The organism is Pseudomonas sp. dw_358, assembly GCF_018449655.1.
Classification (GTDB): Bacteria; Pseudomonadota; Gammaproteobacteria; order Pseudomonadales; family Pseudomonadaceae; genus Aquipseudomonas.
In genome coordinates, this window is sequence record NZ_JAAVUX010000015.1 from 97,309 (window position 1) to 112,945 (window position 15,637).

At 62.2% G+C, this 15,637-nt stretch carries 12 protein-coding genes; all 12 read right to left on the reverse strand.

Features of this window, described 5'->3' with window-relative positions; translation table 11 throughout:
* Positions 1–113 precede the first annotated feature (113 nt).
* Positions 114–992: an oxygenase MpaB family protein gene (locus HB675_RS19805; RefSeq protein ID WP_213880651.1), complete on the reverse strand. Its 879-nt coding sequence runs from the start codon at positions 990–992 to the stop codon at positions 114–116.
* Between the two features lie 12 nt (positions 993–1,004).
* Entirely contained in the window at positions 1,005–2,942 is a 1,938-nt protein-coding gene (gene acs, locus HB675_RS19810; RefSeq protein ID WP_213880652.1) for an acetate--CoA ligase, read from the reverse strand.
* 144 nt (positions 2,943–3,086) lie between these two features.
* The gene (gene pgi / locus HB675_RS19815; RefSeq protein WP_213880653.1) at positions 3,087–4,751 is read right to left on the reverse strand and encodes a glucose-6-phosphate isomerase; all 1,665 of its coding nucleotides are present in this window, start codon (positions 4,749–4,751) and stop codon (positions 3,087–3,089) included.
* Between the two features lie 196 nt (positions 4,752–4,947).
* The gene (gene panC, locus HB675_RS19820; RefSeq protein ID WP_213880654.1) at positions 4,948–5,814 is read right to left on the reverse strand and encodes a pantoate--beta-alanine ligase; all 867 of its coding nucleotides are present in this window, start codon (positions 5,812–5,814) and stop codon (positions 4,948–4,950) included.
* Positions 5,811–6,611 carry a 3-methyl-2-oxobutanoate hydroxymethyltransferase gene (panB, locus tag HB675_RS19825; protein WP_213880655.1) on the reverse strand — a complete coding sequence of 267 codons (801 nt, stop codon included), beginning with the start codon at positions 6,609–6,611 and terminating at the stop codon, positions 5,811–5,813. The genes panC and panB overlap by 4 nt, the downstream gene beginning before the upstream one ends.
* Positions 6,612–6,810: 199 nt before the next feature.
* Entirely contained in the window at positions 6,811–7,293 is a 483-nt protein-coding gene (gene folK, locus HB675_RS19830; RefSeq protein WP_213880656.1) for a 2-amino-4-hydroxy-6-hydroxymethyldihydropteridine diphosphokinase, read from the reverse strand.
* A complete protein-coding gene (locus tag HB675_RS19835; RefSeq protein ID WP_213880657.1) occupies positions 7,290–8,678 on the reverse strand; it encodes a polynucleotide adenylyltransferase PcnB in 1,389 nt (462 codons plus the stop codon). The genes folK and HB675_RS19835 overlap by 4 nt, the downstream gene beginning before the upstream one ends.
* A gap of 686 nt (positions 8,679–9,364) precedes the next feature.
* Positions 9,365–10,801 (reverse strand): sigma-54 dependent transcriptional regulator, encoded by a 1,437-nt coding sequence (locus HB675_RS19840; protein WP_213880658.1) that lies wholly within the window; start codon positions 10,799–10,801, stop codon positions 9,365–9,367.
* Positions 10,802–10,823: 22 nt separating this feature from the next.
* The gene (locus HB675_RS19845; protein ID WP_213880659.1) at positions 10,824–13,778 is read right to left on the reverse strand and encodes a sensor histidine kinase; all 2,955 of its coding nucleotides are present in this window, start codon (positions 13,776–13,778) and stop codon (positions 10,824–10,826) included.
* Positions 13,762–13,938, reverse strand: coding sequence for a hypothetical protein (locus HB675_RS19850; RefSeq protein WP_003250005.1), 177 nt, complete (start codon positions 13,936–13,938; stop codon positions 13,762–13,764). The genes HB675_RS19845 and HB675_RS19850 overlap by 17 nt, the downstream gene beginning before the upstream one ends.
* 96 nt (positions 13,939–14,034) lie before the next feature.
* Complete coding sequence (gene gluQRS / locus HB675_RS19855) at positions 14,035–14,937, reverse strand: tRNA glutamyl-Q(34) synthetase GluQRS (RefSeq protein WP_213880660.1); 903 nt, start codon at positions 14,935–14,937, stop codon at positions 14,035–14,037.
* Between the two features lie 87 nt (positions 14,938–15,024).
* Positions 15,025–15,468 (reverse strand): RNA polymerase-binding protein DksA, encoded by a 444-nt coding sequence (dksA, locus tag HB675_RS19860; protein ID WP_213880661.1) that lies wholly within the window; start codon positions 15,466–15,468, stop codon positions 15,025–15,027.
* Between the last annotated feature and the right edge of the window lie 169 nt (positions 15,469–15,637).

The following is a 15,637-nucleotide window of genomic DNA, read 5'->3' on the forward strand; positions in this document are numbered from 1 at the left end:
TCAGGGGTGGGTATCGGCTGTCAGACCGCCTGCATCGGGGACAACCGCTATGGCGGCCGGCCATGGCCTCCCAGGTTGACCGCACTGTTGGCAAGGCTTGCCGGCGATGGCCTTTACACGGTCTCCGGCAAGCCCATCCTTCTGCGCGCGCGCTGCACCGAGCCATTGCGCACCGACCAGCGCAACACCGGGGCAATGCTGAGCACCCCCTGGCGCACCAGCTCGCGCTTGATCGTCCCTTGCTGTAGTGCCAGCATGGCGCTGGCCCAGCGTGGCAAAAGGTCGATACCGGCCTGCATCATCAGCGCCCCCATCGGCCGCGCCAGCCGACTAGGTGCCGGCGCGTCGAGCAGCAGGCGGATCACCTCGTGGCTGCGGTGGTCGCACAGCAACTGGGGACGTACATCACTCAGGTAATCGGCGATGTCCTGCCGAGAGCGCGGCACGTGGGTGGCGCCCAGGCGTTCGGCGACGAGCGCGATCTCGTCGTAGTAGCGGTCCTGATCGGTACCGGACAGCAGTGGGTTGCGGTAGCGCAGGTGGGCAGCGAGAAAATGGCTGACCTCGGCCACGTGCACCCAGGTCAGCAGTGCCGGATCGCTGGCGGCATAGGGGCGGCCGTCCTCGGCATGACCCGCCACCTGCAAATGAATGGTGCGTACCTTGTCGATCAGCCAGTCGGCGTCGTGGCGGGCGCCAAAAGTGGTACCGGAAATGAACTGGCCGGTGCGGCGCAGCCGGCCGAGCATGTCCTGGCGAAAGTTGGAGTGGTCCCACACGCCGGCCAGGGCCAGCGGGTGCAGGGCCTGCAGCATCAACGCGCTGATGCCGCCCACCAGCATGCTGGTGAAATCGCCGTGGACCTTCCAGCTGATGGAATCAGGGCCGAACAGGCCGGGATCACCCTTGGGGTTTTCGAGGTCGAGCTGGCCGAGGGAAAGACCGGTCAGGCTCATGATCTGGGTTTCGATGCGGCGGCGAATGAAGTCCATACGGCCTGCGGTTCAAGTGTTGAGACGCGCCTCGATCAAGGCCTGTACCACCTCGGGGTCAGCCAGGGTCGAAATATCGCCGAGGCTGCCCAGGTCGTTGCTGGCGATCTTGCGCAGGAGTCGTCGCATGATCTTGCCCGAGCGGGTCTTTGGCAAGGCCGGCGCGAATTGCAGCCACGCAGGACGGGCGAAACGACCTATTTGCGTGCTGACCAAGGTCAATAATTCCTGATGCAGGTCTTCGTCGGCGCTGACGCCGTTCATGGGCGTGACAAACGCATAGATGCCTTGCCCCTTGTCCGGGTCGGGATAGCCGACCACGGCGGCTTCGGCGATGTTGGGGTGGAGCAGCAAGGCGCTTTCGATTTCGGCGGCACCCAGGCGTTGGGAGGAGAGGGTGATAACGTCGTCGATACGGCCGGTCAGCCACCAGTCGCCGTCGGCATCGCGGCGAGCGCCGTCGCCGGTGAAGTAGTAGCCTGGATGGGGTTGGAAGTAACGGGTCGTCATGCCCTCGGTGTCGCCATGCAAGGCGCGCAGTTGTGACGGCCAGCTGCCTTTGATGACCAGCGCACCGGCGCCCGGCCCGTGGATTTCCTCGCCATCGTCATCCAGCAATACCGGTTGCACGCCGTAGAACGGCTGCATCGCACAGCCGGGTTTGAGCTGCTGGCTGCTCACTGAGGGGCTGAGCATGATGGCGCCGGTTTCGGTCTGCCACCAGGTGTCGATGATCGGACAGCGTTGCAGGCCCACGGCATTGAAGTACCATTCCCAGGCTTCCGGGTCGATGGGTTCGCCGACACTGCCGAGAATTCGCAGGCTGGTGCGCGCACTTTCCTGGAGAAAACGCGGCCCCTCGCGCATCAGGGAGCGCAGGATGGTCGGTGCGGTATAGAGGATGTTGACCTGATGACGGTCGACGATCTGCCAATACCGCTCGGCGTTCGGGTAATCAGGAATGCCTTCATAGATCAGCGTGGTGGCACCGTTGGCCAAGGGGCCATAGACAATGTAGCTCTGGCCGGTGATCCAGCCGATGTCGGCGGTGCACCAGAACACCTCGTCCTCGTGGTAATCGAACACCGTCTTGAAAGTCATGGCGGTTTGCAGGAGATAGCCGCCCGTGCTGTGAACCACGCCTTTGGGTTTGCCGGTGCTGCCGGATGTGTACAGGATGAACAGCGGGTCCTCGGCGTTCATCGGCTCGGCCGGGCAGTCTTCGGGGGCCAAACGCAGGACTTCATGAAACCAGTAATCGCGCCCGGCGACCCAGTCGATGCGCCCCCCCGTACGCTCGACCACCAGCACGGTTTTCACCGCCGGGCATTCCAGCAGGGCCTGATCGGCTTGCAGCTTGAGTGGGTGATGCTTGCCCGCAGCCACGGACTCGTCGGCAGTGATCAAGGTATGGCAGTCGGCATCCAGCAGGCGGTCGCGCAAGGCTTCCGCCGACGACTCGTTGAACACCACGGTGTGCACCGCGCCGATCCGGCTGCAGGCCAGCATCGCGTACAGCGCTTCCGGCACCATCGGCAGGTAGATGCACACCCGATCGCCCTTGCCGATACCCCGCGCCTTGAGCGCGTTGGCCAGCCGGCAGACATAACGGTGCAACTGGCGGTAACTGATGCGCAGGGATTCTTCCGGGTCGTCGCTTTCCCAGATAATTGCGGTGTGCTCGCCGCGCAGGTCCAAGTGCCGGTCGATGCAATTGTGGCTGACGTTCAATTGTGCGCCCATGAACCAGAGCGTATGGCCGGTGGCCGAATCGAACGCGTTGATCTGTTTCCAGGGGCGTGACCAATTCAGGGCGGCTTGTGCCTGTTCGGACCAGAAAGTGTGCGGGTCATCGATGGATTGACGATACAGGCGCTGGTAGTCGGCGTCGCTTGGCACAGCCGCAAGGCTGACCTTGTGCGCAGCGGGATAGGCGCTGATATCGAGCATGTTGGGACCCTTTCACGTGAATAGGACGTTCAGGGTAAATGTGGGCGAGTATTGATCAGAGTCAAGGCGGGGCGCGGCAATAGTTGCCGCCGACCAGCCCGCCCGTGAAACCAGTCACGGCCGGGCTGTCTTGCGGTCAGGCGATCAACCGCGGTGACGGCTGCGGAAGAAGTGGATCAGACCTTGGGTCGATGCGTCTTCGGCAGGCTCGTCGGTGGCGCCGGTCAAGCGTTCGTACACACCCTTGCCCAGCTCCTTGCCCAGTTCGACACCCCACTGATCGAAGGCATTGGTGCCCCAGATCACGCTCTGCACGAACACTTTGTGCTCGTACATGGCCACCAACGCACCCAGGCGGCGAGGGCTGATGCGCTCAACGACAATGGTGTTGCTGGGGCGGTTGCCCGGAATGACCTTGTGCGGTGCCAGCTTCTCGACATCGGCTTCGGCCATTCCACGGGCGCGCAGTTCGGCCTCGGCTTCGCCCAGGGTCTTGCCCACCATCAAGGCCTGGCTCTGGGACAGGCAGTTGGCGAACAGCCACTGATGGTGATCGGCCACCGGGTTGAAGCTGACCACCGGGACAATGAAGTCAGCCGGGATCATCTGGGTGCCCTGGTGCAACAGCTGGTGATACGCATGTTGACCGTTGCAACCCACGCCGCCCCAGATGACCGGGCCGGTTTCGGTGGTCACCGGGCTGCCGTCCTGACGCACGCTCTTTCCGTTGGACTCCATGTCCAGCTGCTGCAAGTGCTTGGTGATGTTACGCAGGTAATGGTCGTACGGCAGGATCGCGTGGGAGTGCGAGTTCCAGAAGTTGCCGTACCAGACACCCAGCAGTGCCAGCAACACCGGCATGTTGTGCTCGAACGGCGTGGTCTGGAAGTGCTGGTCCATGACGTGGGCGCCGGACAGCAGCTCCTTGAAGTTGGCCATTCCGATGGACATCGCGATGGGCAGGCCGATTGCCGACCACAGTGAATAGCGACCCCCGACCCAGTCCCACATCGGGAAGATGTTCTCTTCGCGGATGCCGAATTCCACGGCCGCTTTGTTGTTGCTGGAGACGGCGATGAAGTGACGATGCAGTTCGGCTTCGGGACCGCCTTGCGCCAGGTACCAGCGCCGGGCTGCCTGGGCGTTCTTCAGAGTCTCGAGGGTGCTGAACGACTTAGACGAGACAATGAACAGGGTGGTCTCGGAGCGCAGTTTGGCCGACAGCTCATGGAACTCGCTGCCGTCGATGTTGGCCAGGTAGTGGCAGCGCACACCTTTCTGGGCGTAGGGCAGCAGCGCTTCGGAGACCAGTTCGGGGCCCAGAAACGAGCCGCCGATGCCGATGTTGACCACGTCGGTGATCGGCTTTTCGCTGTAACCGCGCCACAGGCCGTCATGGATGCGGCCGACCAGCTCGGTGATCTGGTTCAGCACCTTGTGCACGTCAGGCATGATGTCCGTGCCGTTGACCTTCAGCTTGTCGCCGATGGGCCGACGCAGGGCGGTGTGCAGGACGGGTCGCTGTTCCGAGGCATTGAGGATCTCCCCGGCGAACATGGCCTTGATGGCCTGTTCGAGGTCCACGTCCTTGGCCAACTGCGCCAGCAGGTCGCGGGTCTCTCCGGTGATCAGGTTTTTGGAGTAGTCCAGGAATAGCCCACAGGTACTGAGGGAGAATTCCTTGAAGCGCTCAGGGTGGGCCTGGAAAGCATCGCGCATGCTGAAATCCTGCATGGCTTCGCGGTGCTTCACGAGTGCCTGCCACGCGGGCAGGGTGGTAACGTCGGGAGGGTTGCGGTAGTACGCCATTGCTGTGGGCTTCCTTTTTCTTGAACAGCTTTAGGACAATCAACGGATCGCAAAGGTTGTATGAAATGTGTGCAATCGGATCGATCGGCTTCTGCGGGACGTCTGTCAGATCAAATCAACCCACAGTAAACGCCCGCAAGCCGCTTGTCTGCGCCTTCGCATGAAGATGCTCGGTACTTTTTTTCAGTCCGGCGTTTCAATCTCGGACGCTGGCGTCCAGATCCAGGTGCAGATTATCGATCAAGCGTGTCTTGCCCAGCACGGCGGCCACCAGGATCACCAGGTCCCGGTCCTCGGCCGTCACCGGGCGCAGATCCAGGGCGTGGCGTATCTCCAGATATTCGGGCAGCAGGCCGGCGGCGCGAATACTTTCGCTGTGGGTCGCGAGCAAGGCCGGGTAGTTGCGCTCGCCCTGGCGAATGGCTTCGGCCACCTTAACCAAGGTCTGGTAAAGGATCGGCGCCACGGCCAACTCTGCCTCGCTCAGATAACCGTTGCGTGACGACAGCGCAAGACCATTGGCCGCACGCACGGTGGGTTCGCCGATGATCTCGATGGGCTGGTTCAGGTCGCGGACCACAGCGCGGATCACCGCCAGTTGCTGATAGTCCTTCTGGCCGAACACAGCCACGTCCGGCTGGACCATGTTGAACAGTTTGCTGACCACCGTGGCCACGCCATCGAAATGTCCTGGACGGCTCGCGCCACACAGGCCTTCGGACACCCGCGGCACGCTGACGATGGTCTGCGCGGCCATGCCGTCGGGATACATCTGCTCTACGCCGGGGGCGAAGAGCAGGTTACAGCCGGCCCAGAGCAATTTGTCCTGGTCGGCGGGCAGGGTACGCGGGTACTTGTCCAGGTCTTCGTTGGGCCCGAATTGCAGTGGATTGACAAAGATGCTGGCGACGATGAAGTCGGCGTGGTGAGTGGCCGTGGTCACCAGCGCCACATGGCCGCTGTGCAGATTGCCCATGGTCGGTACAAAACCGATGCGTTTGCCTTCGAGGCGGGCACGGGCCACGGCGGCGCGTAATTGGGCAATGGTGTGTACGGTGATCATGCGCTGAATCCATGTTCGGGGGCAGGGAAGGTGACGTCTTTGACGGCTCTGACGTAGGCAGCCAGGGCACTCTGGATGTCCGGCTGGCCCGCCATGAAGTTCTTCACGAACTTCGGCACGCGGCCGCTCAGGCTCAGCCCGAGCATGTCGTGCAGGACCAGCACCTGGGCATCCGTGCCACTGCCAGCACCGATACCGACCACCGCGACCTTGGCTGCCTGGGTGATCTGCGTGGCCAGGTCGCTGGGTACGCACTCAAGCAACAGCAACGCCGCCCCGGCCTGTTCCAGGGCCAGCGCGTCGGCTTGCAACTGCCGGGCTTGATGTTCCTGGCGACCCTGCACTTTATAGCCGCCCAGTACGTTGACCGATTGCGGGGTCAGGCCCATGTGCACGCACACCGGAATGCCACGTTCGGTCAGTTGCTGCACGGTGGGCACCAGCCACGCGCCGCCTTCAAGCTTGACCATATGGGCACCGGCCTGCATCAGTTCGGCGCTGTTGCTCAACGCCTGTGGGACGGTGGCGTAGGCCATGAAGGGCAGGTCGGCGACGATCAATGCGCCTTGATTGCCGCGCTTGACGCTGGCCACGTGGTAAGCCATGTCGGCATTAGTCACCGGCAAGGTGCTGTCGTGGCCTTGCAGGACCATACCCAGCGAGTCGCCCACCAACAGCATTTCGACCCCGGCCTGGCTGGCCGCTCGCGCGAAGGTCGCGTCGTAGCAGGTCAGCATGGTGATTTTCTCGCCCTTGAGCTTGAGGCTCTGCAGGGTGGTCAGGGTGATATCAGGCATCAAAGGCTCCTCGGTCAGCCGTTGTGGCATAGGCCGTGTGCGGACAAATCGTTGTTGCCGGAGCAGGACATCCTCTGGGGTGATGTTTTGAAAGCGACCTGTTCCGGTAGGGTTCGCGTCGTTTTTGCGGTAGGGGCAGCGACGCGCCGCCTATAGTCGTGAGGAGGGGGTGGGAAGTCAATCGGGTGTTGCCGTAGACCTAAAGCTTCTCCAGCCCGATCAACGGACACGCGGCGAGCAGCTCGTTCAACGCCCGCCCATCCGGCAAGACAAAATCAGCCGGCACCAACTCCGCCAGTGGGTACAGGACAAAAGCCCGCGCATGCAGATGGTAGTGCGGCACCTTCAAGCGAGGCTCATCGATCAACTGCTGGCCGTACAGGATGATGTCGAGGTCCAGCGTGCGCGGCCCCCAGCGCTCCTTGCGCACCCGCCCTTGACCGCTCTCGATTGCCTGCAGGCTGTCGAGCAGCTCCAGGGGATGCAGTTCGGTACTTAACGCAGCCACTGCATTGGTGTAACGCGGCTGGCCCGCCAGCAGCGAGTCACTGGTATAGAAAGCCGAATGCGCCGTCAGCACTGTCCGGGGCAATTGCCCGAGTGCCTCGAGTGCCTGGCGCAATTGCTCGCCCGGCTCGTCAAGGTTGCTGCCCAGGCCGATGAACGCGGTCTCCCGGCTCATTCGCTGTCTGGTGCGCCATCGGCTTGCTTGCGCTTGGACGGGCTGCGCTTGCGCTTGCGGGCGGCGGCAGGGGCATCATCACGCGAGCCGAGGTCGCGAATCATCACCCGGCGCTCGCTGTCATTGCCATCCTGATACTCCGTCCACCATTCGCCCAGGCCGTCGGTTTCTTCGCCGGCGCTTTCGCGCAGCAGCAGGAAATCGTAGCCGGCACGGAAGCGCGGGTTGTCCAGCAGCAGGTCGGCGCGTTTGCCGCTGCGCCGTGGCAGGCGCTCCTGCATGTCCCAGATTTCCCGGATTGGAATGGTGAAACGCTTGGGAATGGCGATGCGTTGGCATTGCTCGGCGATCAGCTCATGGGCGCCTTCCTGCATGGCTGGAATTGGCGGCATGCCGCGCGATTGCAGGCGCAGCACCCGGGCTGGCAGGGCGGGCCACAGCAGGGCGGCGAACAGGAACGCCGGCGTGACCGGCTTGCCCTGCTTGATGCGCAAATCGGTGTTGACCAAGGCCTGGCTGATCAGCGTGTGGGTGTACGTCGGCTGCTCTTCCAGGGCCTCGGCGCTGGCCGGGAACAGGGAGTCGAACAGTTTCAGGTCCACCAGCATTTCGAAGGTGTCGGCCGCATGGCCACCGAGGAACAGCTTGAGCACTTCCTCGAACAGGCGAGCCGAGGGAATCTCGCGCAACATGGCTGCCAGTTCGCGGATCGGTGCCGCCGTGTGCTTCTCGATGCCGAAGTCCAGCTTGGCGGTGAAGCGCACTGCTCGCAGCATGCGCACCGGATCTTCCTGGTAACGCTGGCGGGGATCGCCGATCAGGCGGATCAGGCGGTTGCGAATGTCGTGGACGCCGTTGGCGTAATCGAGGATGCGCTCGGTGACGGGGTCGTAGTACAGCGCGTTGATGGTGAAGTCGCGGCGCTGGGCATCGTCTTCAAGGGTGCCGTAGACGTTGTCCCGCAGGATGCGTCCACTCTCGTTGCGCGAGGAGTGGTTGCTGTTTTCTTCTTCATCCTGGGGGTGGTTGGCGCGGAAGGTGGCGACTTCAATGATTTCACGGCCGAAATGCACGTGGACCAGCTTGAAGCGCCGGCCGATGACGCGCGCGTTGCGGAATTCGGCGCGGATCTGCTCGGGCGTGGCGCTGGTGGCGACATCGAAGTCCTTGGGCGTGATGCCTAGCAGCATGTCGCGCACGCAACCGCCGACCAGGTAGGCCTGGTAGCCAGCGCTCTGCAGGCGCTCGACGATGCCCACGGCATGGCGACTGAACTGGCCGCGTTGCAGCGAATGTTGGCCGCTGTTGAGGACTTCAGGCGTCGTGCGCACATGGTGCGTCACGTGCACAGGGGGACGGAGTGACTGGAACAGCTTCTTCAGCATGGGATGCACTGTTTGAAGGAATTTTCGGCCATAAACGAAGAATGACCGCATGATGGGCGGGGATTCTAGCATTTAGTCGAGGGATGGTGTAGCGAAGGGCAGGAAGGACGCTGGCAGGCACGCTTCGGCGTCGACAAAAAGCAGAAGCTACAAGGGGAGCCGAAGCTCCCCAAGAAAGTAGTGTGCATGCTCTTTATTGTTTTTTTGTCGGGCTTCTTGTTTTTGTAGATTGCCCAGTCCAGAAGGCCTTGGCCTCAGGACGCTCCCTAGTCGGGAGTCAAGAGCAAACGGATTGCTTTGGTCGCTGTGCTGCAATGATCAACCGATCCATCCAGTGCGGGCCCTGCTATGAGTGCAGTTTTTGTTGTTCTCGGCCTGGGTGTGGGGCAAGCCCCAAATACAACGCCTCTCCAAAAGAATCAGTTAGCTACGCCTCCGCCGTGTTGTTCTTGTTATGCGTGAGTCGATTCGTCTTGTTTTTATTATGGGTTACCGTGCTTTTTATTGTTCTTGTACCAATGATATAGCAGGACCTGTGCCAACTTTTGCAACCCCCCTGAAACCAGGGGTTTGCCGGCTTCGCTGTGCCAGCTGTGGCACAAAAACGTCCTGAATTCGTTACCGTAAACCCCGTGCTTTGTTACGTGCCGATGACGGGGTAACAGTTTGTAAATCGCTGAAACGAATCAGCTTTCGCTCGCCACCCCAGCCTTGCGGCGCGGGATGCCCAGGCGCTGGCGGCGTTCCCACAGGCACTTGCGGCTCACGCCCAATTTGCGTGCCAGCTCGGTTTCGGTCATGTGGTCCTGGTGTTCGAGGACGAAGTGCTGGAAGTAGTCCTCCAGCGACAGGTCCTCCGTCGGCTCGTGGTTCGCGCCGGCCGCACTGTGAGGCTGCTGCGGCGGCAGGTTGCTGAAAGGATCGTCGTCCAGGTCACCCAACTCGATGTCGATGCCCAGCAGGTCGGCGGAAATTTCCGAGCTCTCGCTCAAGATCACCGAGCGTTCCACCGCGTTTTCCAGCTCACGCACATTGCCGGGCCAGGAATAGTGACGGATGGCCTGTTCGGCATCGGCCCCGAAGCGCATGTCGGGGCGGCCCATGCGCAGGCTTTGGCGTGCGAGAAACGCAGTGGCGATCTCGTTGACGTCGGTACCACGCTCGCGCAATGCCGGAAGTTTGAGAGCGATCACGTGCAGGCGGTAATAAAGATCCTCGCGGAACTGCCCCACTTTGGCCAGGCTTTTGAGATCACGATGGGTGGCGGCGATCAGCCGGACGTCGACCTTTTGCGATTGCACCGAGCCCACACGTCGGATTTCGCCTTCTTGCAGCACCCGCAGCAGTCGGGCCTGGGCCTCCAGTGGCAGCTCGCCGATCTCGTCGAGAAACAGCGTGCCACCGTCGGCCGCTTCCACCAGGCCTGCGCGCCCGGCGCTGGCGCCGGTAAACGCGCCTTTTTCATGGCCGAACAGCTCGGACTCGATCAACGACTCGGGAATGGCCGCGCAGTTGACCGATATCATCGGCGCCTTCGCGCGACGGGACAGGTTGTGCAGGGCCCGCGCCACCAGCTCCTTGCCGGTACCCGACTCGCCCTGTACCAGGACGTTGGAGTCAGTGGGTGCGACTTTGCGGATCTTGCTGTAAAGGTCGAGCATCGGCGGGCAGGAGCCGATGATGCCGATCTCGCCGTTGGCTGCCTCGGATGCGGGCTTGTCGCTGCCGGCGCTCTTGGCTGCCGGACGTTCGGCGCCAGGGACGGGGCTGTTCTGGCGATCACGCAGGATCTTGGCCACGGCCTGGAGCATTTCGTCGTGGTCGAAGGGCTTGGCGATGTAGTCCACCGCACCCATTTTCATCGAGTCGACCGCCGAGCGCAGGCTGGCGTAACTGGTCATGATCAACACGGGCGTGCCCTGGCCCAGCTTGATCAGCTCGGTACCGGGAGCGCCTGGCAGACGCAGATCGCTGACGATCAGGTCGAAGGTGGGGATGGTGAAACGTTCCTGTGCTTCCTGCACGGAACCGGCTTCGCTGACCTGGTATTGATTGCGTTCAAGAAGGCGGCGCAGGGCAGAGCGAATAATGGTTTCGTCTTCAACGATCAGGATATGAGGCATTGATTCGATTCTCTCGACGGTCTCAGTTCACAGCGGACGTCGCTACGACATGCCGCGGCAGAGTGACCCTGATGCGGGTGCCTCGCTGGCTCTTTATATCGGCCGGGCTGTCGATGGTGATCTGTCCATAATGCTCTTCAACGATGGAATAGACCAGAGCGAGGCCCAGTCCGGTGCCTTCCCCTGGCTCCTTTGTGGTGAAGAATGGTTCGAAAAGCCGGTCCATGATGTTCTTCGGAATACCACTGCCTTCGTCTTCGACGATCAGGTCCACCGTGTGTTCGCTGGCTTCGCTCTTGACCCTGACCGCACCGCCGGCGGAGGAGGCATCCCGGGCGTTGGAGAGCAGGTTGATCAATACTTGTGCCAGGCGTTGCGGGTCACCTTCGACCCAGTGTTCGGGATTGCATAGATTATAGAACTGAACTTCGAAGTTACGTCGATTAAGGGCCAGCAAGCCGATGGCATCCTGGGCCACTTCCGCCAGGCTGACCGGCTCGTCGCTGTGCTGGCGACTGCCAGCATGGGCGAAGCTCATCAGTGACTGGACGATGCGCGACACGCGCTTGGTCTGTTCGAGGATCTGGCTGCTGAGCTCGGTGATCTCGCTGTCTTCTTCGCGCTCCTCGCGCAGGTTCTGCGCCAGGCAGGCGATACCGGTGATCGGGTTGCCTATTTCGTGGGCGACCCCGGCCGCCAGGCGGCCGATGCTGGCCAGACGTTCGGAGTGCACCAGTTTGTCTTCCAGCATCTGCGTGTCGGTCAGGTCTTCCACCAACAGCACCAGGCCGCTGCTGCCCGGGGCCAGGGGTTCGTCGATGGCCGCCTTGTGCAGGTTCAGCCAGCGGGTCTGGCCGTCCAGGCCCAGGCGTTGTTTGTGCAAGTGCTCATCCGGCAGGTTGATGAAGCCCAGCAGCATGGCGCGCCAAGGCTCGGCGATGGTCGCCAGGCGCGAGCCGACCACTCGTTGTGCGGCGATGCCGGTGAGGTCCTCCATGGCTTTGTTCCACATGAGGATTTCCTGGTCCTTGGCCAGCGAGCAAACGCCCATGGGCAGTTCCTGCAAGGTCTGGCGGTGATAGCGACGCAGCGCATCGAGCTCGGCGGCCAGGCCGGTCAGGCGCGAATGGTAGTCTTCCAGGCGGCTTTCGATGAAGTGGATGTCTTCGGTTACATAGTTCTCGCTGCCGCTTTTGTACGGCAGGAAGGTCTCGACCATGTCTTGCGCAACGCTGGGGCCCATCAGCCCGGACAGGTTGGCTTCGATGCGGTCGCGCAGACGTCGCAGGGCATAGGGGCGACGTTCGTCGAACGGCAGGTAAAGGTCGCGCAGCGCCTGTTCGACTTCCCGTTGCGCGGCCTTGGCGCCCAGCGGCTTGGCCAATTGCGTGGCGAACTCCTGAGGCGATACGGCATGCAACTCGCGGCGTTGCGGTCGCCGCACGTTATCCACCGCGCAGGCCTCGGCCGCGCTGACTTCTTCACTGCTGGCGTCGGTGAACAAGGACACCAGGGTGAACACCAGCACGTTGGCGGCCAGCGAGGCGATCGCCGCCATGTGCCAACTGGTGTCGTCGAGCACATAGATCATGTTCAGCAGCGGAATGTAGAACCCGTGCAGGTTGCCGATCAGCGGCAGCAGCATCGTCACGCCCCAGACCAGTACGCCGGCCAGCAAGCCGGCCATGAAACCGCGACGGTTGGCGCTGGGCCAGTACAGGACCGACAGCACGCCGGGCAGAAACTGCAAGGTGGCGACGAAGGCGACGATGCCGAGGTTGGCCAGGTCCTGCCCGGTCCCCAACAGGCAGTAGAAACCGTAGCCGGCCAGGATGATGGCAACGATCAGGCCGCGCCGGGTCCACTTCAGCCAGCGATAGATGTTGCCCTCGGCCGGCGGCTGGTACAGCGGTAGCACCAAGTGGTTGAGCATCATTCCGGACAGGGCCAGTGTGGTCACGATGATCAGCCCGCAGGACGCCGAAAGGCCCCCTACATAAGCCAGCAGTACCAAGGCCGGCTGGTTGGCGGCGATGCCGATGCCCAAGGTGAAATACTCGGGGTCGGTGGTCACCCCCAGGCGCAGGCCGGCCCAGAGGATCAGCGGCACTGCCAGGCTCATCAACAGCAGAAACAGCGGCAGGCCCCAGCTGGCGCTGACCAGTGCGCGGGGGTTGAGGTTCTCGGTGAAGGTCATGTGGTACATGTGTGGCATGACGATAGCCGAGGCGAAGAACACCAGCAGAAGGGTGCGCCAAGGGCCTTCCTGAAGCGGCGTGTGCAGGGCGGTCAGGGCGGTCTGGTTCTGCAGCAGCCATTGCTCCAGCTCGTGAGGGCCATTGAACACGCCGTACAGTGCGTAGAGGCCGACCCCGCCCAGGGCGATGAGCTTGATCACCGACTCGAAGGCCATCGCAAACACCAGCCCTTCATGTTTGTCCCGGGTAGCGATGTGCCGTGAACCGAAGAAAATGGTGAACAGAATGATCAGCCCGCAGAACGACAGGGCCACGCGGTTGCGCACCGGTTCGTGAGTGAGAATGCCGATGGAGTCGGCCACCGCCTGGATTTGCAGTGCCAGCAATGGCAGTACGCCGATGAGCATGAACACGGTGGTCAGGGCGCCGGCCCAGGTACTGCGAAAGCGGAAGGCGAACAGGTCGGCCAGGGACGAGAGTTGGTAGGTGCGGGTGATTTTCAGGATCGGATATAACAAGACCGGCGCCAGCAGAAAGGCCCCCGACACCCCCAGGTAGCAGGCCAGAAAGCCATAGCCGTACTGGTAGGCCAGCCCCACGCTGCCGTAGAACGCCCAGGCGCTGGCATAAATACCCAGCGACAGGGTGTAGGTCAGTGGATGGCGAATGATTGCCCGCGGGATCATCCCACGCTCGCTGATCCAGGCCACACCGAACAGCACCAGCAGGTAGGCGGCGCTGACCAGCAGCATCTGGGTCAGGCTAAAGCTCATCGGCATCTCGTTGACTCTGCAGGATAAAGGTCACCACGATCAGAATCAGCCACAGCAGGTAAGGTCGATACCACGCACCCGTGGGCTCGATCCACCAATCCATGATGGCGGGGGAAAACAGGTAGATGCCTACCACCAGCAGCAGGACCAATCGATAAATGTACATGGCGGCCTCTGTGCGCAAAGGTGCGGGGGATGGTAACGGAAGTGGGGGGGGCTGCAAATGGAGGAATGGCGCTGGCCTGGATGAACTGCCTCGGTCCTACAGAGACAGGCCTGAGACGGAGGGTAGATCCGCCTCCGGCAATGCCTGAACCTTGGCGATACACGCTGCATCCCAATGCGCCACTCCCCAACCGAGCACCTCGGCCACGCTCGCTCGCGCCAAGCCAGCAGGCACCGCCTGGCCCAGTGCATGCAGCGCCCGCACCAGCAAGGGTGCGGCCTGGTCGGCCTGAAGCGGGGGTGAGCGGTAGCGCTTGCCCAGCTTGTGCCCATCCGGCTGGGTAATCAACGGTACATGCAGGTAGCGCGGTTGCGCCAACCCCAGCAGCTCCTGCAGGTAGAGCTGGCGCGGGGTCGAGTCCAGCAGGTCGGCGCCGCGCACGATGTCGGTCACCCCTTGCCAGGCATCGTCCAGCACCACGGCCAGCTGATAAGCATACAGGCCGTCACGGCGGCGAATGACAAAGTCCCCCGACTCGTGGCCCAGGTGCTGCTCGAAGCGCCCTTGGACCCGGTCGATGAAGTGGTAGGTCAGTTCCGGCACCCGCAGACGAATCGCCGCGTCGTGCGGGTCATGTCCGGCGTTGCGACAGGTGCCCTGGTAGATCCCGTGGGTGCCTTCCAGTTGTTTGCGCGAGCAGGTGCAGGCATAGGCCAGACCTTGCTGGAACAGGCGTTGGATCAGTTCTTCATAAGCGGCGTGGCGCAGGCTCTGGTGCTCGACCTCGCCGTCCCAATGCAACCCATAGTTGTCCAGGGCCTGGAGGATCCCGGCCTGAGCGCCGGCCACTTCCCGAGGTGGGTCCAGGTCTTCCATGCGCAACAGCCATTGACCGCCCGCCGCGCGCGCGTCCAGGTACGAGGCAAGGGCCGCCACCAGCGAGCCGAAGTGCAGAAAGCCACTGGGCGTGGGGGCGAAGCGTCCGATATAGGCAGTCATGATGAGGTCATGGCGGGAGAACCTGAAACAGGAAAAGGCGCCATGAGCGCCCTTTCTGCGAATACCGCTTGAAGAAGAGCGGTCAGCTTATTTGCCGACCTGCTTTTCCTTGATTTCGGCCAATGTCTTGCAGTCGATGCACAAATCGGCTGTGGGACGGGCTTCCAGACGGCGAATGCCGATCTCGATGCCGCAGGATTCGCACCAGCCGTATTCTTCGTCTTCGATCAGTTGCAGGGTCTTGTCGATCTTCTTGATCAACTTGCGCTCCCGATCGCGAGCACGCAGTTCGAGGCTGAATTCTTCTTCCTGACTGGCGCGGTCGGCGGGGTCCGGGAAGTTGGCGGCTTCGTCTTTCATGTGGTCCACGGTACGGTCCACTTCGTGCATCAGGTCCTGTTTCCACTTGTTCAGGATCTTGGTGAAGTGTTTGCGCATGGGCTCGCCCATGTACTCTTCGCCCTTGCTTTCAACGTAGGGTTCGAAGCCTTGCACAAGCTGATTGCTTTGTTGCTTTTCATTGGTGGGCATGAATTGACCGCCTCTCGCTCTACTAATCCATTGCGCAGGATGCTCCATCTCCGACACCCGCCGGCCCTGCGACTGCAAGCCGGCGAACTTACCAGATCGAATCGGGGTGCGCTACTCCCGGTTGTCGAGCCTGTGGCTGTGGGGCCTGTCGCAGGAACGTGGTTGATAT